This is a genomic window from Acinetobacter terrestris (assembly GCF_004331155.1).
Classification (GTDB): Bacteria; Pseudomonadota; Gammaproteobacteria; order Pseudomonadales; family Moraxellaceae; genus Acinetobacter; species Acinetobacter terrestris.
The window spans coordinates 30,854-56,952 of record NZ_SJNZ01000009.1 but is presented as its reverse complement, the minus strand read 5'-3'; the positions used below and the strand labels follow the sequence as shown (position 1 = coordinate 56,952).

General features: G+C 36.7%; 21 protein-coding genes and 2 pseudogenes. 13 read left to right on the top strand and 10 right to left on the bottom strand.

All coding sequences use genetic code 11. The features are described from left to right. Positions 1-41: 41 nt before the first annotated feature. Entirely contained in the window at positions 42-2,723 is a 2,682-nt protein-coding gene (gene tssH / locus E0H81_RS06810; protein ID WP_131317648.1) for a type VI secretion system ATPase TssH, read from the bottom strand. Positions 2,724-3,107: 384 nt separating this feature from the next. Here tssH and E0H81_RS06805 point away from each other — a divergent pair, with 384 nt between their 5' ends. From E0H81_RS06805 to E0H81_RS06755, 11 genes and pseudogenes are all read left to right on the top strand, one after another. Continuing rightward, a complete protein-coding gene (locus E0H81_RS06805; RefSeq protein WP_131317646.1) occupies positions 3,108-3,824 on the top strand; it encodes a hypothetical protein in 717 nt (238 codons plus the stop codon). Between the two features lie 15 nt (positions 3,825-3,839). Then, a complete protein-coding gene (tssB, locus tag E0H81_RS06800; protein WP_131317643.1) occupies positions 3,840-4,343 on the top strand; it encodes a type VI secretion system contractile sheath small subunit in 504 nt (167 codons plus the stop codon). Then, on the top strand, positions 4,336-5,817 hold the full coding sequence (gene tssC, locus E0H81_RS06795; protein ID WP_131317641.1) for a type VI secretion system contractile sheath large subunit: 1,482 nt from the start codon (positions 4,336-4,338) through the stop codon (positions 5,815-5,817). The genes tssB and tssC overlap by 8 nt, the downstream gene beginning before the upstream one ends. A 51-nt stretch (positions 5,818-5,868) precedes the next feature. Next, positions 5,869-6,372: an Hcp family type VI secretion system effector gene (locus E0H81_RS06790; RefSeq protein ID WP_131317639.1), complete on the top strand. Its 504-nt coding sequence runs from the start codon at positions 5,869-5,871 to the stop codon at positions 6,370-6,372. A gap of 75 nt (positions 6,373-6,447) precedes the next feature. Further along, the gene (tssE, locus tag E0H81_RS06785) at positions 6,448-6,924 is read left to right on the top strand and encodes a type VI secretion system baseplate subunit TssE (protein WP_131317637.1); all 477 of its coding nucleotides are present in this window, start codon (positions 6,448-6,450) and stop codon (positions 6,922-6,924) included. 11 nt (positions 6,925-6,935) lie between these two features. Then, a complete protein-coding gene (tssF, locus tag E0H81_RS06780) occupies positions 6,936-8,744 on the top strand; it encodes a type VI secretion system baseplate subunit TssF (RefSeq protein WP_131317635.1) in 1,809 nt (602 codons plus the stop codon). Further along, the gene (gene tssG / locus E0H81_RS06775) at positions 8,708-9,700 is read left to right on the top strand and encodes a type VI secretion system baseplate subunit TssG (RefSeq protein ID WP_131317633.1); all 993 of its coding nucleotides are present in this window, start codon (positions 8,708-8,710) and stop codon (positions 9,698-9,700) included. Before tssF ends, tssG begins: the two co-directional genes overlap by 37 nt. Further along, on the top strand, positions 9,700-11,136 hold the full coding sequence (locus E0H81_RS06770) for a hypothetical protein (RefSeq protein ID WP_131317631.1): 1,437 nt from the start codon (positions 9,700-9,702) through the stop codon (positions 11,134-11,136). Before tssG ends, E0H81_RS06770 begins: the two co-directional genes overlap by 1 nt. 35 nt (positions 11,137-11,171) lie before the next feature. Beyond that, the gene (gene tssM / locus E0H81_RS06765) at positions 11,172-14,990 is read left to right on the top strand and encodes a type VI secretion system membrane subunit TssM (protein WP_131317629.1); all 3,819 of its coding nucleotides are present in this window, start codon (positions 11,172-11,174) and stop codon (positions 14,988-14,990) included. Continuing rightward, a pseudogene (locus E0H81_RS16120) lies at positions 14,990-15,130 on the top strand (type VI secretion system-associated protein TagF); the annotation flags it as partial. The gene tssM and the pseudogene E0H81_RS16120, both read left to right, overlap by 1 nt. Positions 15,131-15,271: 141 nt before the next feature. Then, on the top strand, positions 15,272-15,988 hold the full coding sequence (locus E0H81_RS06755; protein ID WP_244926510.1) for an OmpA family protein: 717 nt from the start codon (positions 15,272-15,274) through the stop codon (positions 15,986-15,988). Between the two features lie 101 nt (positions 15,989-16,089). On the opposite strand, the pseudogene E0H81_RS06750 reads toward E0H81_RS06755, so the two are convergent. From E0H81_RS06750 to E0H81_RS06710, 9 genes and pseudogenes are all read right to left on the bottom strand, one after another. Continuing rightward, a pseudogene (locus tag E0H81_RS06750) lies at positions 16,090-16,236 on the bottom strand (ISNCY family transposase); the annotation flags it as partial. A gap of 318 nt (positions 16,237-16,554) precedes the next feature. Then, entirely contained in the window at positions 16,555-17,046 is a 492-nt protein-coding gene (locus tag E0H81_RS06745) for a flavin reductase (protein ID WP_131317733.1), read from the bottom strand. A gap of 202 nt (positions 17,047-17,248) precedes the next feature. Further along, positions 17,249-18,277 (bottom strand): methionine synthase, encoded by a 1,029-nt coding sequence (locus E0H81_RS06740; protein ID WP_131317625.1) that lies wholly within the window; start codon positions 18,275-18,277, stop codon positions 17,249-17,251. 61 nt (positions 18,278-18,338) lie between these two features. Beyond that, positions 18,339-19,349: a DUF1852 domain-containing protein gene (locus E0H81_RS06735; RefSeq protein ID WP_131317623.1), complete on the bottom strand. Its 1,011-nt coding sequence runs from the start codon at positions 19,347-19,349 to the stop codon at positions 18,339-18,341. Between the two features lie 812 nt (positions 19,350-20,161). Continuing rightward, entirely contained in the window at positions 20,162-20,863 is a 702-nt protein-coding gene (locus E0H81_RS06730) for a CocE/NonD family hydrolase C-terminal non-catalytic domain-containing protein (RefSeq protein ID WP_131317621.1), read from the bottom strand. Between the two features lie 45 nt (positions 20,864-20,908). Next, positions 20,909-21,205 (bottom strand): CocE/NonD family hydrolase, encoded by a 297-nt coding sequence (locus E0H81_RS16320; protein ID WP_165492598.1) that lies wholly within the window; start codon positions 21,203-21,205, stop codon positions 20,909-20,911. Further along, entirely contained in the window at positions 21,117-22,181 is a 1,065-nt protein-coding gene (locus tag E0H81_RS16315) for a CocE/NonD family hydrolase (RefSeq protein WP_131317617.1), read from the bottom strand. Before E0H81_RS16315 ends, E0H81_RS16320 begins: the two co-directional genes overlap by 89 nt. 472 nt (positions 22,182-22,653) lie before the next feature. Next, positions 22,654-23,217, bottom strand: coding sequence for a DUF4385 domain-containing protein (locus tag E0H81_RS06715; RefSeq protein WP_131317615.1), 564 nt, complete (start codon positions 23,215-23,217; stop codon positions 22,654-22,656). 334 nt (positions 23,218-23,551) lie between these two features. Next, complete coding sequence (locus tag E0H81_RS06710) at positions 23,552-23,767, bottom strand: cold-shock protein (protein ID WP_067723482.1); 216 nt, start codon at positions 23,765-23,767, stop codon at positions 23,552-23,554. Positions 23,768-24,310: 543 nt separating this feature from the next. Here E0H81_RS06710 and E0H81_RS06705 point away from each other — a divergent pair. After that, on the top strand, positions 24,311-24,700 hold the full coding sequence (locus E0H81_RS06705; RefSeq protein ID WP_131317613.1) for a hypothetical protein: 390 nt from the start codon (positions 24,311-24,313) through the stop codon (positions 24,698-24,700). 295 nt (positions 24,701-24,995) lie between these two features. Next, positions 24,996-25,445, top strand: a complete 450-nt coding sequence (locus tag E0H81_RS06700) for a universal stress protein (protein ID WP_131317611.1) — start codon at positions 24,996-24,998, stop codon at positions 25,443-25,445. Positions 25,446-26,099: the final 654 nt, after the last annotated feature.

Below are 26,099 nucleotides of genomic sequence, written 5' to 3'. Positions count from 1 at the left end.
TTTCTCTTTTTTTAATTTTTTTAAAATAAAGTTTTTTAAAATTATGCTTCTATAACTTTGGCTTTTTTCGTACGTTTTTTTGTTGTTTTAGCTATCGGGTCAAGTTGATAAATAATTTCTTCATCCTGAACATCAATAAATATTTGTTTAGGTAACTTCTGTTCTGCCAAGCAAACCAGAATCTCTGTGGCTAAAGCAGGCAATACCGATGCATTCAGGATGTTATCAATATTGCGTGCGCCACTATCGACTTCAGTGCAACGGCTAAGCAGTAATTCAATCAGATCTTCACTATAGGTAACTTTGGTTGTGTATTGTTGTTCTAAACGTGCAGTAATTTTGCCTAATTTATGTGTGATGATGCGTAGCAGTAATTCATCATGTAAAGGAAAAAAAGGAACCACACGCATACGACCTAAAAATGCCGGTTTAAATTGTTGATATAAACTTGGCTTTAAATGAACGATTAATTCTTCTGCCGTTGGCCATTCTTCAACAGGCGAGTTCAAGCAGGCTTGCATAATGGCACTCGAGCCTGTATTGGAAGTTAAAAGAATTGTGGTATTTTTAAAATCAATTAAACGGCCTTCGCCATCTTCAAGCATGCCCTTGTCGAAAACTTGATAAAATAATTCCTGAACATCGTTATGTGCTTTTTCAATTTCATCTAGCAAAACAACGCTATAGGGATTACGGCGTACCGCTTCAGTTAAAATGCCCCCTTGACCATATCCAACATATCCCGGGGGAGCACCTTTAAGCGATGAAACCGTATGGGCTTCCTGATATTCAGACATATTGATAGTAATCAGGTGAGACTCACCCCCATATAATTCGTGAGCAAGGGCTAAAGCTGTCTCAGTTTTACCTACACCACTTGGACCCACCAATAAAAATACACCTTGTGGTTTATTTGGATCTTCTAGTTTTGCTTTTGAAGTTTTGATGCCTTGAACCAGTTGCTGTAATGCATAGTCTTGCCCCATCACACGTTCAGCAAGTTTGTCCCCTAAAGTCAGAATTTGTTTAATTTCATCACTGACCATCTTCCCTACAGGAATACCGGTCCAGTCTGAAATAATTTCATTAATGATTTGTGTATTTACACATTCATAAACCAAGGGGGATACGCCTTGGATATCAGCCAATTGCTGACGAAGGGCAGAAATCGTATGCTTATCTTGATTTGAATATTCAGCTACCTGATCTTTATGTTCAAACGCTTGAATGTTTTGAACAATTTTAAGTTCAGATTGCCATTGTTGTTCAGTAGCGATAATTTTAGATTTAAGTAATTCAATTTTCAGACCTAATGCTTCTAGACGCTCATGATGAATCGGTAGATTTTTATGCTCGTTTTCCAGAATATCGCGTTCAAGATTTAAATTATGCAGTTGTGCTTGAAGTTGATCCAACTTTACCGGTTGAGCATTCTGCGTAAGTGCAACACGCGCAGCTGCGGTATCAAGTACGCTAATCGCTTTATCGGGAAGTTGACGACCACTTATATAACGATGAGAGGAGTGTACTGCTGCCACAATCGCCTCATCATCAATCTGCAAATTAAAATGCTTTGCCATCACCGGAATCATTGCGCGTAGCATATCTATTGCAACAGCTTCTGTTGGTTCTTCAATCTTAACCACTTGAAAACGACGGCTTAACGCAGCATCCTTTTCAAAATATTGCTTATATTCAGCCCAAGTGGTTGCCGCAATGGTACGTAATTCACCACGAGCCAAAGCCGGTTTGAGTAAATTAGCCGCATCATTCTGACCTGCCTGGCCACCCGCACCAATCAAGGTATGTGCTTCATCAATAAATAGGATAATGGGGTGACTAGAATTTTGAACTTCCTGAATCACTTGTTTTAATCGGTTTTCAAATTCACCTTTAACGCTGGCACCTGCTTGTAATAGCCCCATATCCAGAACATGCAAATGGACATTTTTTAGGGCATCTGGAACCTGATTATTGGCTATTTTTAGAGCTAAACCTTCAACGACTGCGGTTTTTCCAACTCCTGGCTCGCCTGTTAAAATCGGATTGTTCTGACGACGGCGCATTAAAATATCAAGCATCAAGCGAATTTCAAATTCACGGCCAATCACCGGGTCAATTGCACCATTTTTTGCTTTTTCAGTTAAGTTAATGGTGTATTGCTCTAGAGCCGGTGTTTTTTTCGAGGTTTGTTCTAATTGCTCTGGATGTATTGTTGGGTCTTGATAATGTTCATTTTGTTCAGATTCCTGTTCAATACTGTGTAAACATACCTCCAAAAACTTGTGCTTCATTGTATCGATCGGGAACAATTCAAATAAACTCGAAGCACGGGTCGCAATTTGATAAAGATCGGATGCAGTCAATATTGCAACCAGTAAATGCCCACTTCGAATTAATGGTCTTTGTTCTGCCGAAGCCAATAACCAAGCTTGTTCTAATAGACGTACAATTGATTTTGCAAAAATAGGGGTTCGTGCATTGCCTTTAGGTAATTGTGAAATACTTTGTTTTAAATCAGCAATTAAACCATCAGTTGAAATTTTGTACTTTTCTAATAACAGGTGTAAATCATTTTTTGCAGTATTCTGTAGAAGTTCTAAAAAGAAATGTTCAATTTCTATTTCATAATTTTGTTGAGAAATACAGGTGTTGGCCGATTTTTCCAGTGCTATACGGGCACAGGAAGATAACTTTGTGATCAAAATTTTTAAATTATTCATATGTTACTCAATATTCCAAAAGAACAATCAGTTTTTATTTTTATTTCAATCCGAATGGGGTGGATCTTATTATTTTTTAATTTTTATTAAAAACAATACCTTATATTTTTATCTGTTAAAGCATCTGGCACATTCTACACATTTATTTTGAAATATTAAAAAATATTTGACCAAAATTAGCTGCTTTTACATAAATAAACAATAAATCATGAAAAAAATTGCCGATTACTGTTAATTTCCTGTTGACTTGAAGTGATTATTTTTTGTTAAATTCGCAACGTTGATTTGAAGTCATAAAAATTAAACTAAATTGAGAAAATCGCGGAACATGATTTAACTCAGATAAACAATAAAATTTAAAATTAGAATAATTAGAGGCATCTTTTGAATAAAAATATATCTTTTATCCCCTTGATTGTAATGATCTTGGTGAGTCAATTAACCTTTGCTAATGAAAAACCAGTTGAACTAAAAAAAGGGTGTATGAAAGACTATCCTTTAGTTACTGGTGAAACTGACCGCGATTTACTCAATATTTATAGCCAGATATGCGATAAAAAGAATAAGAAAAATATCGCCTTGCAAAGTGAATTATTAATTCAAGCTGCACAAAAATATCAGCAACTTGGGAAAAATCTGAAAGCATTGCAGTTGGTAGAGAATTTACATCAACAAAATGTTCAACGTGCTGCTCTTACGGATGTTGCTTTTCTTGCAGGGGTCGGTATAGCCGAGAGTTCTTTGCAATATATGCGTTCCAATGAAGTACGTTATTTAAGTGCGCAAACGACTTATCCTGCAGCTAAAAAACTGTCGGATTATATTCAGATCTCATTACCTGAACCGGATACATCTGATGCTCAGGCCATCACGGATGCGTCAATTAAACAAAAAAAATTCTCAAAAAACACTTTCAATAAAAATGCTTCCTTGAACCGTTCGGCTTATAAAGCCACTCAGGTGAATCACCAAAAAAATAACAATGCAAAACTCAAAACAGCTAAAGCACCTGCACGAAACACCATAGCACAAGCCAAACCACAAAATGGCAATACGACAGCTTCTGGTTCAAGCCCATTTGCTTCATTTAATAAGAACTAAAATAGGAGAACATCCATGGCTAAACGTGAAAGTGTGCAAAAGAAATTACAACGAATTCGTCCACCACGTGTACAACTGACTTATGATGTAGAAGTGGGTGATGGTAAAGAAGTAAAAGAATTACCTTTTGTTATTGGGGTGTTAGGTGACTTTTCGGCTGCTTCAGAATTAGAAAAAACAAAGTTAAAAGATAAAAAATTTATCAATGTTGATTTGGATAATATTGATGAGGTGATGCAATCACTTGCGCCACGTGCAAATTTTCAGGTCGAAAACGCTTTAACTGAAGAAGGCGGAGGTATGTCAGTCGATTTAACTTTTAACTCAATGCAAGATTTCCGTCCGGAAAATGTAGTACAGCAGGTTGATCCTTTACGTAAACTGGTTGAAGCACGCGAGCGTTTAACCGATTTACGCAACAAAATTTCGAATAATGAACGTCTTGAAGACTTACTTGATGAGGTTTTACAGAATACTGATCAAGTTCGCAGATTAAGCGCGGAGGCAGAACATGAATAATTTACAAACTGCTCATGCAACCAATACCGATGTTGAAGAATTCACTTTGCTGGACTCTATTGTGGAGCAAAGCCGTATTGCCCGTAATGGTGAAGAACATGATCGAGCAAAAAGCTTGATTGGCGAATTAGTTAAAGAAATTATGGCAGGAACTATTATCGTTTCTGAAAATATGACTTTGTCGCTTGATAAACGAATCGCAGAAATTGATGCCTTGATTTCAAATCAGTTAAGTAAAATTATTCATCATGAACAATTTCAAAAAATTGAATCAACATGGCGTGGTTTATATTATTTTTGCCAGGAAACACCTTCACATTCTCTCATCAAAATTCGTATGCTTAATACGACTAAAAAAGAACTGATGAAAGATTTCCAGGGTGCGACAGATTTTGACCAAAGCACCTTGTTTAAAAAAATCTATGAAGAAGAATATGGTTCTTTTGGTGGTGCGCCATATGCAACTTTAATTGGTGATTTTGAATTTGATCGCACGCCATCAGATATGTATTTGTTGGCGCAAATTTCTCATGTTGCAGCTGCTGCACATGCACCCTTTATTTCAGCAGCAAGTCCCAACATCCTTGGGCTTGAATCATTTACAGATATTAATCGACCACGTGATGTTTCTAAGATTTTTGAAACAGCCGAATATGTTCAATGGCGTTCATTCCGTGAAAGTGACGATGCACGCTATGTCGCATTAACCATGCCACGCGTATTAGGTCGTCTGCCATATCATCCTAAAGAAGGTACTGTCACTGAAGGATTTAACTTCGTAGAAGAAGTGTCTGGTCAAAATCATGATGAATATTTATGGATGAATGCGGCTTATGCATTTGCGACACGTTTAACCAATGCCTTTGATATGCATGGTTGGTGTGCAGCCATTCGTGGTGTTGAAGGCGGGGGCTTGGTTGAAGGTTTACCCATACATACCTTTAAAACCAATGATGGTGAAGTAATTTTTAAATGTCCAACTGAAATTGCCATTACCGACCGTCGTGAAAAAGAACTCAGTGATTTAGGCTTTATTCCGCTGGTGCATTGTAAAAATACAGATTATGCCGCTTTCTTTGGTGCGCAATCGACTCAAAAACCGAAAAAATATGATAGCGATACAGCAAATGCCAATTCAGCTTTATCTAGCCAGATTCAATATATTATGGCGGTTTCTCGTATTGCCCATTATTTAAAAGCCATGATGCGTGACAAAGTGGGGAGTTTTGCCTCTGCTGGAAATGTTGAAGCATTTTTAAATGAATGGTTATCGCAATACGTTTTGTTAGACGATGGAGCCTCGCAAGAAGCGAAAGCACAATATCCGCTTCGTGAAGCTTCAGTAAAAGTTGTAGAGAATCCAGCTCAACCTGGACACTACAAGTCTGTGGTCTTTTTAAGACCACATTTTCAATTGGATGAGTTATCAGTTTCTTTACGACTCGTTACTGAGTTACCTCAGTCCTCTCATTAATCAGAGTGCAATTTATAATAACTTAAAATAAAAATAGGAAAACTTATAAAAATGAAAGATATATACGTGCAATTTCGAGGAAAATATAAAGTTGACGGCGAATCTCGTGACTCAGAGCATAAAGATTGGCTTGAGGTGAACTCTTGGGCACACAATATCCGCCAACCAAAATCTGCAACATCTTCAAGTGTGGGTGGGCATACTGCTGAACGTGTTGAACATTCAGATATGCTGTTTATTAAAGATCTGGATGCGACAAGTCCAAAACTTTGGGAAGCTTGTTCAGCTGGCCATACCTTTGATGAAGTCCAAATCGATTTTTACCGTGCCAATGGTGATAAACGTATTAAATATCTTCAAATTAAGTTGAAACATGTTCTGGTATCTAGCGTAACGCCACACGTAAATGAAGAAGGTGTACCTACAGAATCATTCGGTTTGAAATATGCAGCGGTAGAGTGGACCTATAATCAACAAGATATTAACGGCACACAAAAAGGTGCTGTAACCAAAAAATGGTCACTTTCAAATAATACAGCATCTTACGCTGCATAATTTGGTGACAAGAATAGTGGCTAACCTATGTTGGCCTCTATTTCTTCATCAATTACATGAATAAATAAGAAAAACATGAATCTAGATCAACTTTATCCATATGGTTTTAGAACAACTTTATTTGACCGTTTATTGCCTGAAACAGAGAAAAACTATCAGGGAATATCGCTTCAACAACTGCGGGAATCTATTGCCTCTGATTTAGAGGATTTGCTGAATAGTCGTATGGCAAAATTGGATGACTTAATTGATGATTTTCCTTTAGCGAAACAATCTATTTTGCAATTTGGGATTATTGATTTTGTTGGATTATCCACCGCTAATCCAACTGATCGGGACAAAATCTGTCAATCCATTGAACAATCAATCGCTGCACATGAACCGAGGTTAAGACAAATTAAAGTCGAGATGTTACTCGATGGTCATAATATGGGAGCGCTATGTTTAAGTATTCAAGCCTACTTAAACATTTATCCTCTATTTGAACCGGTTGTTTTTGATGCTTTATTAAAACCAATAACACAACAATATGTTATTTCCGCACGATCTTAAGTGGGTTTTCCGTGATTGAAGAACTATTACCGTATTATGAAAAGCAATTACAAGAATTTGGGCAACAATCGCGTGAATTTGCGCAAAAATATCCAAAAATTGCTCAGCGTTTATCGCTCAATCAGGAACAAATTGATGATCCGCATATTGAGCGTTTGATTCAGGCTTTTTCACTGGTGGCTGCGCGTATTGATAAAAAGTTGGCAGATAGTTATGAGGTTTTTACCCGCTCATTATTCGAGGTGATGTTTCCTCAATACCTTAAACCTTTCCCTGCATGTTCAGTGGTGAGTTTTGAGGATATCAACAAGGTTAAACAACTGACTGCAGTACATGAAATTCCTAAATCAACTGCATTAAAGTCACGTAGTTTTAAAGGGGTACAGTGTGAATTTACAACGACGAGACCAGTTAGATTACTGCCTATTTTATTGAATCGGCTAAATTTTAAGACCAATCCAAGTGCGCATATGCATTTAAATCAAAATGCGATCTTGAGTTTTGGTTTTGAAATTTTTAATCAAAGCACAGAACAGTTAATTCATGAAAAATTGCCAATTTACCTGGATGCAATTTCCAATTTCCCATTACAGGTTTTAGATAACGTATTCAATAAAAGTACTGGATTTTCATTAAAAGTGGGGAATGATTTTATTGAAATCACCAATCCATTTGAAGTGGTGGGTTTTGATGAAACAGAAAGTTTATTACCAATCGATCAGCATACTCATCAAGCTTACCGTTTGTTAATGGAATATTTTTGCTTTCCTGAAAAATTTAATTATCTAAATCTCAATTTAAATTTTTTAAAGCATTTACCAATCGAGAAAAACGAATTCGAAGTGCTGATTCATTTAAAGTTAAATCTGAATGATCAGGCATGTATTCAAAATTATGCTGAATTAAATGTTGCTAACTTTAAATTGTTCTCGACGCCAGTGGTGAATCTATTTAATAAGCAAGCAGAACCCCAGAAAATCAATCATAAACAATTGGAATATTCCTTGGTGACAGATGCTCATCATCCCGAATTTTATCAAGTTTATTCAATTCTTGAGATGAATATGATTCGGGAGAAAAGTAATCAAGATCAGAGAACTTTTCCTGTTTTGCCATTTTTTGCGATGAGTCATTATCATCAGAATGACGTTCAATTTTTCTATAGTGTCAATCCAACGCAATTACAAAATAAATTTGTTGGAACAGGCTACTCTATTATTTCAAAACACTTATCGCCACAGAGTACCAAGTCTGATTTTATCAGTACCAGGTTATTGTGTTGCAATCGAGATTTGCCGCATGAGGCTTTAAGTCAGGCCAATAATATCCTGAATTTGAATGATAGTAATTTGGCACGGCGCGCAGTGGTATTAAAGCGACCCAATAAGCCCTATTATTTTGAGCAAAATAAGAAAGAACAATGGCGTATTATTTCGCATCTGTCTTTGAATACCTTGTCCTTAATGAAAGACAATGCGGTCAGCCATATTAAAGAACTTTTAGAACTTTATAATTTATCTAAATCAAAAGAAAATCATCTCATTATCGATTCGATTAAAAATATCCATTTTTCTTTGACCCAGAAACTGGTTGAGGCGAAACCTTTTCCATTATTTGTACGAGGCGTTAAAGTCAATTTAAGCATTGATGCACAAGTTTTTAGAGGGCATAGCCTATATATATTTACTCAGCTTTTAAGTCATGTTTTTAATTTAAAAGTTCAAATGAATAGTTATGTAGATGTCATTGTTAGTGATTCAAATAGTCAACAGGAGTTATACCAATGCGTGCAGAACGTTGGTGGCAAGAAGCTTCTGTAATAGATGATCTGATCACCATACCTACGGCTTATGAGTTTATTCAAGCAACTCGCTTGTTGCGGCACGTGCCGCAGTCATCCAGAGCTGGGTATTGGGCGAATAGCTTTAAATTTCACAGTTCTTTAAATCTTAATTTTCCAGTATCTGAGATTGAAACATTAAAACTGGATAATGAACACATACATATTACCAATCTGATGGTCGGTTTAACCGGTATGCAAGGGGCTTTACCTTATACCTATAGTCATAAAATTAAACACAGTAGTCGGCAGCAGAAAGTAGAATCCATTAACTTTCTGGGATTGTTCAATCATAAGCTCACTACACAATATGTAGATGCAAGCTTAACTTATCATTTGCCGGTACGTTATGAAATAGAAAAAGAAAATGATTATCTTGATATTCTGCATGCTTTAAATGGTTATGTCAGTTCACAACAAGATCAATGTGAATTAGATGATTATTTCGCTGAATTTTCAGGTTTAATGCAGGGGCAAAATAATACGGCTTATGCTTTAAGCACCATGCTAAATTGTATTTTCAAAGCTGATTTTCAAATCAAAGAGTTTATTAAAGAAAAATTCAAATTAGACGATGCACAAAAAATAACTTTGGGCGGCTTAAGCACAAGTTTATTGGGTGTGAATACCTTCTGTGGTGAAAGTATTCGACAAATCGACGGAAAAATAGAAATCCAGATTGGTCCATTGTCCCGAACAGATTACCTCAGCTTTTTACCCCAGCAGAAAATGAGTGAAAAACTTAAAAAAATCCTCACCACCTGGTGTAGTCCAACCCTCATGGTGGATTTACGTTTGATATTAAAAAAAGAAGAACTACAGCCTCTTTGCCTAAATTCCAACTTACAACTTGGCTTGGCGCAGGGGGCTTTTTTAATGCCTAAACCTGCTGAACATAATTCAGAAACCTGTTATGCATTATTGGGGGATATTTAGTGATTAAACTCGTTTTAGCAACGTTTAGCAGTATATTTCTAGTGGTCAGCATAGCGATTATTTATTATTGGCGTGATGTGCAATATGATCCATCTAGCATGAATTTATTGTCCTATTTTATTGTTTTACCATTAGTTTTATCTTTAATTCTGCTTGCACCCTATTTAATTTATAAAGCTTACAATGCATATAAAAAGCGTAAACAGCAGCAAAAAATAGCCTTATTGGAACCACAGTCGAATAAAAAAACATCAGAAATTAATGAACAAGTTGAAGATGTTGAATGGCTGAATTTAAATATCTTCTCATCATCTGTATTCAATGCATTCGGTGAAAATAAGAGCATTATTAATGCATTAAAAAACTTTAAAAGTCCTGAGTTGGATCGGCACTTAACCAATGCTTATGGCTTACCTGTGTTGTCATACAGAATTACAGCATTGGATAATGTATTGGAACAACAGAACGATGACGACGATATAGAAGAGAAGCAGGGGCGTTTGCAACGAATCCAAACCTTGATTCAACACCAGTTAGAGCAGCAAAGTGAAATTCTATTGCAGGTGGCTCAACACTTAAAACAGTCTGCATTCTTTTATGATAGTGAACTGGCATACCAATATCGCATGCATCCTGCATGGATCGACCCCGACTATCAAGCACAGCATGAAGATGATCAAGACGTTCAGGTTGAACAAGTGCCGCGTCTAAATCGATTGAATATTCATATTTTATTAGCAGACAACTTATTGCATGTTTGGGATGAAAATTCAAACAATGAAATGCTGCTTAATTTTGTAGAATCTCTGGGCATCATTTCGCAGCAAATACATATCGAACATCATTTTATAAATCAGCAAAGTTCCTATAAAAACTGGCTGAATTTATTAGGTCAAATATCAACACAATTACATGAAGTGTCATTGGTGATCAATGTGGATTCTGAGATTGATCAAGAATTGCTGGATGAAAAAATGTGGCTGTCGGATCATTATTTGGCAGCAGAATTTGCATCCAGTTGGTGCGTAGCTGCTCGGGACGTAAAGATTGACCATGCAGAAGCCATCAAGTCACTTAAAATTGCACTCAATGTCCATGATCTAGCAACATGTTTAAATCAGGCCGTACCTCGTCATACGAAATACACCCAGCAGGAACAACCTTTTGTACTGGTTTTAGATGGTGCAACTGATATCACGGTGATTAAAAAAATAAATCAGATATTTACCCCAGCTTTAATAGAAAATCATCATTTTGTATACATAAAACAAATGTTTGGGAATACACAATCACTCGCAAAAATTTTTGGCTTTATGTTGGGCATGCATTTGCCAGAGGAACTTGCGGCAATGATATACAGTACGGATCAAGTTTTAAGCCATGCTTTTTTTCAAGCGCTTAATGAATCAGATCAATTTGAAGAACAAGTCATCTAAATATTAATAAAAATTAAGAAAATAACGAGAATCGCATGTTTTATATCATTTTAGGCTATGTCTGGCAGTATCTAACTCATCCTAAAGCCATCATTGCATTATCTTTTTTGGTGGCATTGGTTTCTTCATATAATATCATTCCCCGAAATATTTTTTGGGCGTTAGTCACAGCTTATATTTTGGCACTCATCGGCTATGGCATATATTGGCTGATTCAAAAATATCGTCATGCTCGACAAGGGCAGGTCCTTGCTGAGACCATTCAAAACGATACCCAGGCTGAATATGGCAAACAGAAAGATAAAGATGAATTACAACTGATCAATCAGCAAATGAAGGAATCGATCCAGTTGATTTGTAAGTCAAAACTGGGAGATAAAAAGGGCAATGCTGCCTTATATGAATTACCTTGGTATATGGTGATTGGTAATCCGGCAGCAGGCAAAAGTTCGGCTATTTATCATTCAGGGCTGAAGTTTCCCTTTGAAGCATCACATCAAAAAATGCTTTCTTCAAGCTTAAGCGGGACGAGAAACTGCGACTGGTTTTTCTCAACTGAAGGGGTTTTGCTCGATACTGCCGGGCGTTATTCGGTTTATGCTGAAGACCATTCAGAATGGTTAGGCTTTTTAGGTTTATTAAAGAAAAGCCGGTCTAAAGCACCAATTAACGGTTTAATTGTGATTGTCAGTATTGCTGAACTAGTGAGTCAAAGTCCTGAAAAATCAATCAAACTGGCGAAAAATTTAAGGGCACGCATTCAAGACTTAACCGAACGTTTAGAGATTCTTGCACCGGTCTATCTGGTATTTTCCAAAATGGATTTAATTGCTGGATTTACTGAGTTTTTTGAATGTTATGAAGTCAATGAATTTGATCAGGTGTGGGGTGCAACCTTAAAGTATGACCCAAATTCTGCAAATAATGCCGTTGAGCTTTTTGAACAGCATTATTCTGTTCTATATGATGGTTTAAAAGGACTAAGCACTACGCATCTCAGTCGTCGTCATTCGCAAAATATCTCACCGAGTGTAATGACATTTCCTTTGGAGTTTAAAAGCCTAAAACCTGTCCTAAAAACCTTTATTGAGACTTTATTTGAAGAAAACCCCTATCAGTTTAAACCGGTGTTCCGTGGCTTTTATTTCACCAGTGCCTTACAGGAAGGCAGGGTCGAAAGTCCAATGACAGAACAGCTTGCACAGGATTTTAATTTATTTAAAAGCCCAAATAGTGAAAGTGGTATACCGACCAATTTGACTGCCAAAAATCATGGCTACTTCCTGAAAGGCTTATTTTCAGATGTGATTTTAAAAGACAAGAATCTGGTTAAACAGCATATTAATCCGGGACGTAAGAAACAGCGTTATCTTGCTTTTATTGCGGCTTTGTTAGGTGTGTCGATTATTTTAAGTTTATGGGTATGGTCATATCGTAATAATCAACAATTGATTGCTGATGTTCAGGCTGATCTGGACAAGGTTATGCAACTTGAAAAACAGTCAGGACAAGAACTGTTCACCCAATTGAACGCCTTGTTGATTTTACAAGAGCGTATGCAACAACTTGATCAGTTTGAGCAAGATCAGCCTATTCAATTGGGTTTTGGCTTATATCAAGGCAATGAATTGCGTGATAAGTTAAAAGTGGAATATTTAAAAGGCGTGAAACAAATTGTTTTACAGCCGACACAGCAAAATATTATTCAGTATTTGCAACGGGTAAAAAGCAATCAAACCACCTTAAAAACCAATCATGTCAATGTAGAAATAAAACAGGTTGCTAAAAATCAACAATATTTAGAGCCGTCTGAAACCAATCCTCAAGATGCTTATAACGCATTAAAGGCTTATTTAATGATGAGCAACGCACAATATATGGATGCAAGTCATTTAAGTGATCAAGTGACACGTTTCTGGCGCTCCTGGCTGGATTCAAATCGAGGACAAATGCCGCGTGGTGAAATGATACAGAAAGCGGAGCAAATTTTATCCTATAGTATGACCCTAACCAATGAGCAGAAATTTCCTATTCTTGAATCGGATACTTTGCTGGTCGATCAAACGCGTCAGGTTTTATTGTCCGTGATTCGTGGCATGCCTGCACGTGACCGTGTCTATAACGAAATAAAAATGCGTGCAGCAGTTCGTTATCCAACCGTCACTATGAAGCAGTTAGTTGGGGAGAATAACCAAAATACAGTACTGGGCAGTTATGCCTTACCTGGCATATTTACCTATAAAGCATGGTCTGATTATGTAGAAAAAGCCATTGATGAAGCAGCGAACCGTCCAACGGATAGTAAGGATTGGGTGTTAAACAGCACACAATCGGATGACCTGACTTTTAGTGGAAGTCCCGACCAGATTCGCAAGCAGTTAACTGCATTGTATAAACAGGAATATATTGCTGAATGGCGTAAATTCTTGAATGGCATTCACTACGCAAAAACCAATAATTTTAAACAACAGGCTAAAAATATAGAAATATTAGGTGAACCAGAAAATTCACCACTTCGTTTTATGATCACTCATATTGCGAGAGAAACCAGTTGGGATAATCCTGTTGTTCAAGCAGAACTCGCTGCACCACAAACAGGTTTCATGGCATGGTTTAAAGCTAAAGTTTTAAGTAATCATGAAGCTAAAGTGGCACAACAAACATCAAATCATGCACAGGGCGTGATTTCTAAAGAATTCCAGATGTTCTACCAAATGCTGCGTAAGCGTGATGATCAGCAGAACAAATCTTTATTCGATGAATATATGCAATCACTTGCCCAAGTACGGAGCAAGTTTAATGATCTAAAAAGTGCAGGGGATATTGGTCCTTCAGCCATGACTATAGTCAAGCAAACCATTAATGACCAAAATTCAGTCTTTAATAGTGCCCAAAAAATTATTGATGAAAAAATGTCCGTTGGTCTGAATGAATTGGATCAACAGGTTTTACAAAAATTATTGATGAGTCCGTTAACACAGTCATTTGATAGTTTATTGATTCCTGCTCAGGATGAAATTAATAAGTTGTGGATGCTACAAGCCAATCAGCCCTTTACAGCGAATTTAAGCCAGAAATATCCATTTAATTCTTCTGCTAGCTTACAAGCAACCAGTCATGAAATTAATCAAATTTTGGGTGAAAATGGCAGCATTGCACGTTTTGTGAAAGACAATCTTGACCCATTGGTGATTCGTCGTGGCTATACCTTGACCTCTAAAACATGGAAAGATTTAGGGCTGAGTCTGAATCCTGAATTTGTCATGAATTTCCAGAGTTATGTAGCACCAAGTCATGGTATGGCAACAGGAGAATTGAATCAGACCACAGCACCTGCGGCAACCAATCAATCTAATTTCCAGTTTTACCCATTGGAAAATACCCAGCTATTTTCTTATACCATTGATATTGATGGACAAAGAATGGTCTATGAAAATGGCATTCAACAATGGGTGAATTTTGTCTGGCCAAACCCGGGATCTATTCCAGGTGCGCGTATTACAGTCTTAGATTTGGAAGGGCAGACCCATACGATTTTTGATGAGCCGGGTGAATATGGCATTAATCGCTTAATTGATAGTGCGCAACGTACCCAACACGATGGTAGTTTTGAATTGATTTGGAAAGATCAAAAAAATCCGAACTTGGCTGTGAAAGTGAATTTTCGTTTAATTAGTGGCAATTCAGGACAGATTGGTTCAAGCCGGGGCTATGCTGGCACGCAATTGGTTAATCATGTGGTAAATAGTAAAGCCATACGTGTTGTCGCTGCTCAAGCAGCACCGACACCTGTGACGGCAGTTAAAGATAGTGCAATGTCGCCATTAACGGATCTTCATGGAGCAACACCATGATGCATGAAATAAAAACGTTACTACTTTATTATGGTAAATGTCCTGCACGTGGCGACTTCCTAGAAAACTGTGGTCAATCTGCTTTAATTCAATTGATAAATCAAAGGATTACTGAAGCACTTGAATCAACGATTCATTCATTTTCACAGTTAATGAGAATAAGTGCTTAATTGTTCTTTTTGAGCTTAAGCCAAGCTATAAAATTATTTAACAAATATTATTAATGAATAAAAATTATGAAAAAACAAATAATTAAAAGTATTTCTTATATCGCTTTTTTTATGTCTAGTGTCTTAGTTATTGCCTACGCAGAACCGATTATAGTTGAAGGTGCTGTACCCAATGAAGCAAGTAAACAAGCGATTTTGAATAAAATGTTTGCTGTTTATGGTGCAGATCAAGTAATTGATAAAATTCAGGTTCGTGCTGTATCTGCACCAAATGGCTGGAGTGATTCTGTTGCAAAAGTCATTACGGAGGACCTAAAAAAAGTTAAACAAGGAAAATTGTCTGTACGTGGTACACAGGTTGAATTAATTGGAAAAATATCAAATCAAAATGATCTTCAGCCAACCACAGCAAATTTTCAGAGTTTGGTTGAAACACCATATCGTTTAAATGCTAAATTAACAGTGAATCAGGCAGAACAGAAAATTATTGATGCGGCTTTAAAAAACCGAATTATTGAGTTTGAATCTGGAAGTGCAATATTGGCTGAATCAGGCACCAAAATTTTGGATGAGATGGCGACTGCATTAAATAAGGTTGCTGGGAAGAAAGTAAAAGTGATTGGTCATACGGATAGTTCAGGTGATCCAGCTAAAAATTTAACTTTAAGCCAGAATCGTGCAGATGCTGTTAAAAATTATTTAATTGCAAAAAATATTCCAACAGATCGTTTAAGTGTTGAGGGTTTAGGTTCAAATAAACCGGTTGCAGATAATACAACAGCTGAAGGTCGCAAGAAGAACCGTCGGATTGAGTTTGAAGTTCTATAAGATATTTATAAAAAGCCACATACTCGTGGCTTTTTATAAATATCTTTTGTTATTCACCAATTAAAATGTCTATGCGATAAACCATTTAAAATGTCCTGTTTTTAACCACAAGAGTCAAGCACAGGATTTAACTTTTTTTGTTCAATGATGGCTTTCTGAGCTTTACGACTCGGCATACTTTTCTTGGCATGGGAACGTTTATTTTGTTTTTCCAACTCTTCATGCTGCTGTTGAATATGTGCCAGAACTGCAAGACGTTGAATTTCTTTATCAGACATAGTGATCAGCATCTATATTTTATATCCAGTCCATCGTGATAAAAATCATCATAAACCAGACATTTTTATTGGTGAGAATATAGACACTTTAAATGGTTTCTAACAATCGCATTTCGTATAATGTATATTATGTTAAATAAGATATTATGCACATAGCCTATTTCTAACTTTGTTGTTGCTTGTGCAATGACTATTTAAACTAGAATACTGGCTACTTATATGGCTAATAAAATAATTAATTCCACAATACATTTACTTGCTTAAGAGTTTCATATTGAAAAAGTTGGTTTAAGCGATTTCTGCTTCACCCACATGATGATAAGCACGATTAAAATAAACTAGACTGTGTTCAAGCTGACTTTGTTGAATCGCTACAATAGGACACATAAAAACAGTATGTGTTCCGACTTCTTGAATTTGCTCAATCTCACAATCAAAACTCACCAAAGCATCCTCTAAAACTGGTGCGCCCGTTTTTAATGCTGTCCAAGTTGCATGTTTAAAGCGATCTTCTGAACTCATTTTCGATGAAAATACTTTGGAAAGATGTTCATGCTGCGCGCCTAAAACATTCACCGTTAAAATCTTATTGTCTACAAAATGTGCATGTGAGCTAGATGCTTTATTCATACAGACCAATAATGTCGGCGGTGTATCCGTTACACTACATACCGCAGATGCAGTGAATCCATAACGACCAGATACCCCTGCTGTGGTCACCACATGGACCGCACTGGTTAATAAAGACATTGCATTTCTAAAGTCTGCTGCTTCAATCATCACTTTGTTCCTTAAATGAAAGGTAATTTGTTGTTTAGAATTAGCCATAGCATGCAATTGCTTCACGTAGGTCTATCATCTGAATGAGTTGTAAGTAGAAATGATGCATCTTTTTGATTGAAGTGAGGGTTGCTGGTTTGATCAGGAATATCCAATCAAACCAAACGAGTTAACCTTTCACACATCACGAAACTGGTGGGTCCTAGGCAGAGAGTTCTTTTCGGACGATTTCCGCACCTGCACTTAAAGCATTCAGCTTGCCACATGCCACCTGACGCGATAAAGGCGCCATGCCACAATTCGTTGAAGGATAAAGCTTATCCGCATCAACAAATTGCAGTGCTTTTCTTAAGGTCTCAGCAACTTGTTCTGCTGTTTCAATGGTGTTGCTTGCCACATCAATTGCGCCAACCATTACTTTTTTACCGCGAATCAGTTCAATCAGATCCATTGGCACACGAGAGTTTTGGCACTCTAAAGACACGATATCAATTTTGGATTTTTGCAGTTTCGGGAAGGCTTCTTCGTATTGACGCCATTCTGAACCCAAGCTTTTTTTCCAATCGGTATTGGCTTTAATCCCGTAGCCATAACAAATGTGCACGGCGGTTTCACATTTTAGGCCTTCAAGTGCACGTTCTAATGTCGCCACGCCCCAATCATTCACTTCATCAAAGAACACATTAAAGGCAGGTTCATCAAACTGGATAATATCAACACCCGCAGCTTCTAATTCACGTGCTTCCTGATTAAGAATTTTGGCAAATTCCCACGCCAGTTTTTCGCGGCTTTTATAGTGACCATCATACAGCGTATCAATCATGGTCATAGGACCTGGCAGCGCCCATTTAATCGGTTGATCAGTTTGGCTGCGTAAAAACTTAGCATCTTCCACAAAAACAGGTTTTTGACGGCTGACTGCACCAACTACACTCGGTACGCTGGCATCGTAACGATTACGGATGCGCACTGTCTCACGTTTTTCAAAATCAACACCATCAAGATGTTCAATAAATGTAGTGACAAAATGTTGACGGGTTTGTTCGCCATCGCTGACAATATCAATCCCTGCATGTACTTGTTCTTGTAATGACAAACGCAATGCATCTTGTTTGGCTTCGAGCAACTCTTCGCCTTGCAATTTCCACGGCGACCAAAGCTTCTCTGGTTCTGCAAGCCAAGAGGGTTTTGGTAAGCTGCCTGCTGTTGAGGTTGGTAATAATAGTTTCATGTACAGTGTCTTCTATATTTGGTTTAACGTATCTATTTCGCTGAATTCAGCAGCATGTTTTTTAGGCAGCAATATCTTTTAAAACAGCACGGTTTTGAACTGTGTAACTTGCAGCCCATTGTTCAAGAATCTCTTGATAAGGCTTGATAAAGTTTTCTTCAGTCCACTTCCCTTGCTTCACCGCCAATTGACCACGCTCTACTCGGTCATAATCAATGCGCGTGAGTGAATAATCCTGATAGTTCAAACTTGCTTGATACACTTGCCCTGCCGCCGCATTGGCATTGTAAATTTCAGGACGGTAAATCTTTTGGAAGGTTTCCATGGTGCTAATAGCACTGATAAGCTCTAGATCAGTGTAATCACGGGTTAAATCACCGTTAAAATAGAATGCTAAAGGCGCAACAGCATTTTCAGGCATGAAATAACGTACCTGTAAGCCCATCTTGTGGAAGTATTCATCTGTGAGTGAATAATCATCTTGTTTGTATTCAACGCCCAATACCGGATGCACATTGGCAGTACGATAATAGGTTTTTGTGGTTGAAACACTCAGGCAAATCACCGGTGCCTTATTAAAGTTGGCGGTGTATGCCTCAGTATTTAAGACATATTGAAATAGCTTGCCATGTAAATTACCAAATTGTTCTGGTGCCCCCGATGCCAATTTTTTGTTGCGATGTTCTGGAAGTACCACGCTAAAATCATAATCACGTACATAAGATGAGAAGCTATTTCCGATCATGCCATCAATACGTTGATTGGTTTTATGATCCACAATTGTGCTTTTCAACATTTCAATCACAGGAAAGGTATTGCCGTCGCCTGCAACATCCAGATCAAAAGAAATGATGTCAATTTCAACTGAATAGCGGTCTGCGGTTGGGTTGTCGCAATGTGCCAAAGCATTAAAACGGTTGGTCATCATGTTTAAAGTTTTGCGCAAGTTCTCTTGACGAAACTCACCGCGCGCCAAATTGGCAAAATTCGTGGTCAGACGTGTGTTATTGGCAGGATGATAATTTTCATCGAAACGAATACGTTTAATTGAACATGCAAACTCTTTACTCATGGTGATGCACTACCCTATTTTTTTAGATAAAAACAAATTTTCTGTATGAAGTAATTTATACTTGAATCAAAACATGAATAAAAATGATTTGATCTCAAGTAAAGATGAATAAAATTCATGTTTATTGGTTTTATTATATTAATAATGGAACAAGATAGAAAAACTGAGTAACCAATCTTTAATAATATAAATTAATTAAACCAAGGTGAAATGGTTGATAAAAAATTTTAGGCTTTGTCTTTATATAATATATAAAAATCATAAGAAACAATAATTAACAAAAATTTATTTCGAAAGATAGCTAAAATATTTACTTAGAAAAGATGCTTTTAAAAAGCATAAATTGAATTTAGTATTTGGCTTGAAATTTCTCTAGAGAACATTTTTATTTTGTTATTTGAGCAGGAATAACTGTCACTTTAGAATGCATCTAAAATCATACATAATGAATTTAGCTCATCTCAAGCTTAGAAAATATCAGCATATTCACTCTGTTTAACTTTATCCAAATGACTCTATACAAAGGTTAGATATAAACCCTATCTTTATGTCGAACATACTTGGACATTAAAAACTGAATTTCATAAAAGATCATGGATAAGATTCAACAACATTCATTTCAAAGCTTAGAAGTTAAAGATCGAATATTAGGCTTGTTGGACTTTCTCAATCCTAAAAATTATTACTTCTCGTAGCAAGTTCATGAACCTATTCCATTAAATTAATGAATATTCTTCACATTCGCGATTAAGCTTTAAAAAATCCCAAAACAAACTGTCGTGGGATTTTTCGTATACAAAAGATTGAAAGAATTATTGACTTAAATACTGATTCGGCACTTTTGGTAGCACAATACTTGAGGGATATTGAGAGTTTGAGTAAATTGAAATAGAACCATTCAATGAAGAACTTAAACTGGTGGTAATTGGCGCGACCCCTTTCCAAATATCGCTGGCAACCACAGAAACCTGCAGATGGTGTCCTTTTGGAATAACAGCAGCAGTAGGCGAAATTTCAATCTGCATCAAGACGGGTTTATTTTTCTCCAGTGGCTGCATATCAGAATATTTAAAGGTCTGCCAAGGCTGGATCATCACACCATTCACATAACGTGAGCGTTTTTCATCTACTTTACGTAGCGAAGCAGTCAAAATACCGGTACTCAGATTTTTAGCATTGCCTGTTTTTGGATCTACATCCGCTAACCGAACCACCAAGCCCATATCTTTTGAACTTGAAGAAACCCATAAATCTGCCTGCATAGGGCCATTTAAATAATAGTCTGATGGCATGGTTTCTGAGTTGAATACAGCCGCAGGTACATTCGACATATTATTGTTTTGCAAACACGGTAATGGCAGCAATGCAGCTACACCTATAGTCACGGTTTCAACAGTATTGGAGCATAAGCCAAAAGTGGGCGCTTCTAAAATAAAGTTCTCGCCCACAGTAAATGTAGATTTCGCTGCTGTCAGTTTACCTAGAGAATTTAAATACAGGCGCTCAGGTTGCATCGCTGTATGTGGTCAATCTGTCGTAGTGACATATTTTTCTTTGCCCTAGACCCATTGGGTCACGTTTGGCATTTTATCCGCCTGGGTATCCATGCCTTTGACATACTGGTCAAACCATTGCAGTGCAATATTGGTCAGCGGTGGCAAACTGCTATCCCCGTCTGTTGTACCCATGGCTGCCTGCAAATGGTTCCAAGGACCGATAATAATTTTTGCTGTCGTATGATCTTTCAGTGATTCTAGCCATAAAGGTTCACTGCGCTGGAACAAATCGCGCGTACCGCCAACGACCAAGGTTGGGACTTTGATTTTCGGTGCATACTCTAAAGGTTGAACGTTCACCCCAGAAATCATTGTCAAATGAATTTTCAGTGCCTTTTAACGCATCTAAGGTCAATGGCAGCTGAAATTCAAATAAGGTATTTTTAATTTTTTCCAAAGCTAAAGTCAGACCTTGAACCGGATCGTCTTGGAGAGCATCAACAGGTAAAGCGCCCAGTATACCAACTAGACCCAGCCACACTGGAATAAAGTTTGTGTTGAGCTGACCGCCATTAAATAAAATATCACGGTAACCATCACCAATTGGAACCATCGGGAAAGCAGCTTTAATCGCAGGATGCTGTGTCGATGCACCTAATAAACTGGTAATCCCCAAGTAGGAAACACCGTATAAACCAATTTTGCCATTTGACCAGGACTGTTTGCTGGCCCAGTCAATAATTTCATAACTGTCTTGTTGTTCAATACTGTCAAAAGCCTGCCATTTCCCTGAAGAGCTGCCTGTACCACGTACATCCGCAACCACCGTTGCATAACCGCGTTTAACAAATTCAGGATTGGGTCCGCCCGCAATGTCCGATAATTGCCCTGCAGCGCCGGTATTATAAGAAGTTTGAATCAAAATGACAGGATAGCTTTTTAGAATCGCATTACCCGCTTCGTCTGCAGGTAATGTCACCCGAACTGCGATTCTTGTACCGTCCCGTAGCGTAATCCATTGTGATGGCAGCGTGACCATATTAGGATATTCCTCAGGTCGAGTGTAATTGCTCCATGTAGCATTGGCATTGCTGAGTAAAGGACGTTGAATTTCACTTTCAGCTAAGCGCGTTCCTAACTTGGTATTTTTAAGCGAGATAATGGGATTGCTTGAACCACTTAAGGGAGGATTCGATGTGGTTTGAGGGTTTAGGTAAGATAAGTCTGAGATGGTCTGCTGCGTTGGGGCAACCGTTTTATTGACAACACCCACAGTGAGGGCAACAACAGTGACACCCACACCTATAGCAGCATAGAGTGCATTTAATAGTTTCATTTTATGGGTCCTTATTTTTTCCTTTTATTTTTATTGTTAGGGATGAATTAACTGGATCATTTCAATTAAAATAATTTCATTAAATCCTTGATATATAGTTATTATCCTGTAATTTTTCGAAATTCTTTTATATTAATCAGGATGATGTTGTTAGAAAGATAAAATAAATATTTTAATTTGCTGATAATTTCAGACTGATTTTTTGTAGCACCCTTCAGTTTATTAAGCAGCGTACACTGATCTAAATTATTTTTAATAAAATTTAATTATATGATTTCACAATAATATTTTATTTTGCTTTCCGATTAAAATGCGCTGCATTGAACCCATTTAGAATAATATTGGCGTGATCATCTTTGAGTTGTTAGGCATGTTGTATTTATTACAAACGACTGACCAATAATTAGAATATATATGATGTCAATACAGTTAAATTTCTGAGGGCGACTGATCCTCATCCTTAGCTCATCTATTAGAGCTGACACTTATTATTTTCCTGAATAAACGCATTAAATTTTTCTTTTAATTCAAGATACTTCTGATTTAATTTGGCTTCATCCCATTTTTTCTTAAAAATTTGTGCTGCCGCAGCTTTAACAGGATCTTCTGCACTACGCGCTAACTCTGGACGACCATGTGCCCCACTCAGCCCTTTTTGATCTGCCGGAACTGAACCTTGATATTTCTTACCGCCTTTATGATTTGCATAGCGACGCGCGCGGGTATAACCCATTTGCAAAAACTTTCTGGCCATATCCGCACCAACAAAGTCATCATATTCTAAATATTCTAAAAATAACGCATAGATCTTTTCGCTACTGTGCAGAGCTTTATCTTCATCGGCAAATTGCCAATAAGGCAGGATTTCCGATTTATAGGGTTCTACCAGAAGTACCCCTTGTTCACCCCGACCAATACGATACAGCTCGGGTCTTTTTCTAAAATTGATCTTTTTGAAATCTAAAGAATAATCAAAACTTTTTGAAAAAATGCGTGATTCCCGCTTAGGTATATCTTGTTGTTGATCTGGATTCACTCTAATAACTCCATGAGTACTACGCAGAAACCTAATGGCTTGTGTATAGCATCATGGCAAATTTAACTGAAAATTTGCAGATGATTTTTGCAATCAGATGTTCAAGAGATCAAATGAGGCTGATATTTTTGGATTGAATGAAGAATTGAAGAAATGAAGAAATGAAGAAATGAAGAAAATGTTAAGTTCACTGCCCTGTCGAGCAATTTAAATTACAGGGTATATAAACACAAAAAAGCCGAGAATCTCGGCTTTTTTGGCATACAAAATAAGAAGAATAATTTGTAATTTACATCACATTTAATTTATCTAATTTTTTGTATTCTGATATCTATTAGATAGCAACAATATTTACAGCATTTGGGCCTTTTTGACCTTGTGCAACGCTGAATTCTACTTGTTGACCTTCCATTAAGGTTTTGAAACCCGAACTAGCGATTTCGCTGAAATGAGCAAAAACATCTGGACCGTTTTCTTGTTGAATGAAACCAAAACCTTTAGTTTCGTTGAACCATTTTACAGTACCTTTAACAACATTTGAGTTTGACATAATAAATCCTACTGATTTTTAATAATTTAAGCCATTTTATTGACTGATTGTAACTTGGAAAATAATAAAGAATGGAACTTAAAATCTGAAAAAACGAAGGATTATGACTAAAACTGCGATACTTAAAGAAGATTTACCGAAACAAGACTTTTTTTCTAGTTGAGTTAATAATACATGAATTAAATTAATATTCAAGTTTTTTTCATATTTAATATTTATTTTCATAATAATGAGGAGGATGGCTAAAAATAGTTTATTTGTTGAAGTATATGACTCAGAACTTGTATTTAAAGCTACAACATTCGGCTGGTGCTGTGTATTCCGTTGGAAACCCAAGCTTGAGCCGATATGGTTCCCTAATTTATAACAATTAATTATTTTAATATTCCCCTTCTTATTAGAATTTATCGACGCAATTTATTCATTACTTTTACTCCTATTCAGTTGGATAGGTTTTTATTTCATCTGATTTTATAATGTTGTAGTTGTGTAAATTTTGACTGTATGGTTAGATTAAGAAAAAAAATAATAAGGCATAAAAAAATGAAATTCCATTTGCTGGCTATTTATATCGCTTTGACTTGTAGTTTTGCTCATGCTGCACAATGCTTATCAGCAAGCGAATCAAAAGCATTAAATAATATTTATCAAAATTCGAATGAATTTTATAGTCATGTCAAACTCGATTGTCAGTCTACGGATGAAATCGTTCAAAAAAACTGTGCCTCTCCCGAACATAAAAAAATCTTAGAAATATATCTTCGCACTGCAATCTATGATTATGAAAATACGCATGCAGAAACCTTAACAGGCAAGCCCTACAAACGTGAATACACTTCTGCTTTCAAAGAAGTCACCAATAGTTTTGACAGTTGTGACGATTTAAAAAAATCCTTGAAATATTTCTTATCTACGTCTATCTGGGCAGATTGATCAGCAGCTAAAGCATTCTCTTAAATCATTGGGTTACGGGTTAGCCTCAAGCCAATCATCCAGTTATAAATCATGATTCTATTAATGTTTTGCTGAAATGGAGTAAATAGTCCTGTTGAGGATTACCGATAATCAATCGGATGAGTTGAAATATAACGACTATGAAAACTGCGAACGTTAATGCTTTCACAAGCTAAGAGAAGTAAAAGATAGATTTTTACCCTTTTTTATCACCGTACACTAGCTATGTTAATCTTTAGGTAGATAACGAATCTTGAAACAAGAGGAACGTATCATGGATTACCAACACATCTTAGTCGCTGTTGATGATTCCCCTATTGCCATTGCTGCAGCTGATCAGACCATGATTTTAGCCAGAGCATTGGGAAGTAAAGTCACCATAGCCAGCGTTGTCGTGATAGATCCTTTAACCAGCGTCAGTTTTTATAAAAATGTACCTGGAATAACGGATTACTATATGGAAGCAAAAGCTCATGCTAAAAATGTTTTGGCGGAGTTAGGACTGAAATTTACCAATGCAGGTATTGAAACCCAGACCAAACTTCTTAGCGGTCAATCTCCAGGTGAGGCTATCGCTAAACTTGCTGATGAGTTAAGTGTTGATTTAATTGTCGTTGGTTCTCATGGGCGTACCGGTTTTAAAAAAGCCGTTCTCGGCAGTATCGCGCAAGAGATTCTGACCTCAAGCCATGTACCGGTACTTGTGGTAAAACACACAAAATAATTCGTAATGAGTAATAAATGAGCTCACCTAAAGTGGACTCATTTATTAAAAATCCATGGATCTCACCTTTTGATCCAAAATAAAGCAATAAAAGCCACTTGAATATAAAAGTGCATGATTAGGCTTATTAAGCAATTCTCATATTTAGTTTTTTTAAATATAAGGTTTTAGAAAATTATTTTTTAAGACCTACTCAATGGAGACTTAAATTTTTTACTAAAAACTGGTACCAGCTTAAAATTTTTTCAATATGACATTTCTTACTTAAAATCATGCCTTCAACTAATCAATGTCTGGTTTTTCCACACTTACGACATTCAACTTCTTCAAAATATTCATAAGTGTGCATGCAGAATAACTTCCGGAAAAATTGAAGCATATCGTTGACCTCCTGCCCATAGCAAATTAAGCAGTACCCCTAATTGGGTAGGGCTATGTGTGGGTCATATATTTATATGGGGACAATTATTTTGAAATGAAAGATTTCAAGTTTAAAAGCTTGGCTATTCTTGCTACATAGCAGAAACACTTTTATTTTTAGATGAAAAATTCACCCATTAAAATAACGAAATTCACATTAATTTCGTGTTCATTTAAGCGATTTGTTGTTAATTTTTGAATATAAAAAACGATACCTCATGCTAAAATTAATCG

Bases quoted from the DNA above. Each gene is read 5' to 3' on its own strand.
- tssH (WP_131317648.1), bottom strand. From the start codon at position 2,723: ATGAATAATTTAAAAATTTTGATCACAAAGTTATCTTCCTGTGCCCGT.
- tssB (WP_131317643.1), top strand. From the start codon at position 3,840: ATGGCTAAACGTGAAAGTGTGCAAAAGAAATTACAACGAATTCGTCCA.
- tssC (WP_131317641.1), top strand. From the start codon at position 4,336: ATGAATAATTTACAAACTGCTCATGCAACCAATACCGATGTTGAAGAA.
- E0H81_RS06790 (WP_131317639.1), top strand. From the start codon at position 5,869: ATGAAAGATATATACGTGCAATTTCGAGGAAAATATAAAGTTGACGGC.
- tssE (WP_131317637.1), top strand. From the start codon at position 6,448: ATGAATCTAGATCAACTTTATCCATATGGTTTTAGAACAACTTTATTT.
- tssG (WP_131317633.1), top strand. From the start codon at position 8,708: ATGCGTGCAGAACGTTGGTGGCAAGAAGCTTCTGTAATAGATGATCTG.
- tssM (WP_131317629.1), top strand. From the start codon at position 11,172: ATGTTTTATATCATTTTAGGCTATGTCTGGCAGTATCTAACTCATCCT.
- E0H81_RS06755 (WP_244926510.1), top strand. From the start codon at position 15,272: ATGTCTAGTGTCTTAGTTATTGCCTACGCAGAACCGATTATAGTTGAA.
- E0H81_RS06745 (WP_131317733.1), bottom strand. From the start codon at position 17,046: ATGATTGAAGCAGCAGACTTTAGAAATGCAATGTCTTTATTAACCAGT.
- E0H81_RS06740 (WP_131317625.1), bottom strand. From the start codon at position 18,277: ATGAAACTATTATTACCAACCTCAACAGCAGGCAGCTTACCAAAACCC.
- E0H81_RS06735 (WP_131317623.1), bottom strand. From the start codon at position 19,349: ATGAGTAAAGAGTTTGCATGTTCAATTAAACGTATTCGTTTCGATGAA.
- E0H81_RS06730 (WP_131317621.1), bottom strand. From the start codon at position 20,863: ATGCAACCTGAGCGCCTGTATTTAAATTCTCTAGGTAAACTGACAGCA.
- E0H81_RS16315 (WP_131317617.1), bottom strand. From the start codon at position 22,181: ATGAAACTATTAAATGCACTCTATGCTGCTATAGGTGTGGGTGTCACT.
- E0H81_RS06710 (WP_067723482.1), bottom strand. From the start codon at position 23,767: ATGTCAAACTCAAATGTTGTTAAAGGTACTGTAAAATGGTTCAACGAA.
- E0H81_RS06705 (WP_131317613.1), top strand. From the start codon at position 24,311: ATGAAATTCCATTTGCTGGCTATTTATATCGCTTTGACTTGTAGTTTT.
- E0H81_RS06700 (WP_131317611.1), top strand. From the start codon at position 24,996: ATGGATTACCAACACATCTTAGTCGCTGTTGATGATTCCCCTATTGCC.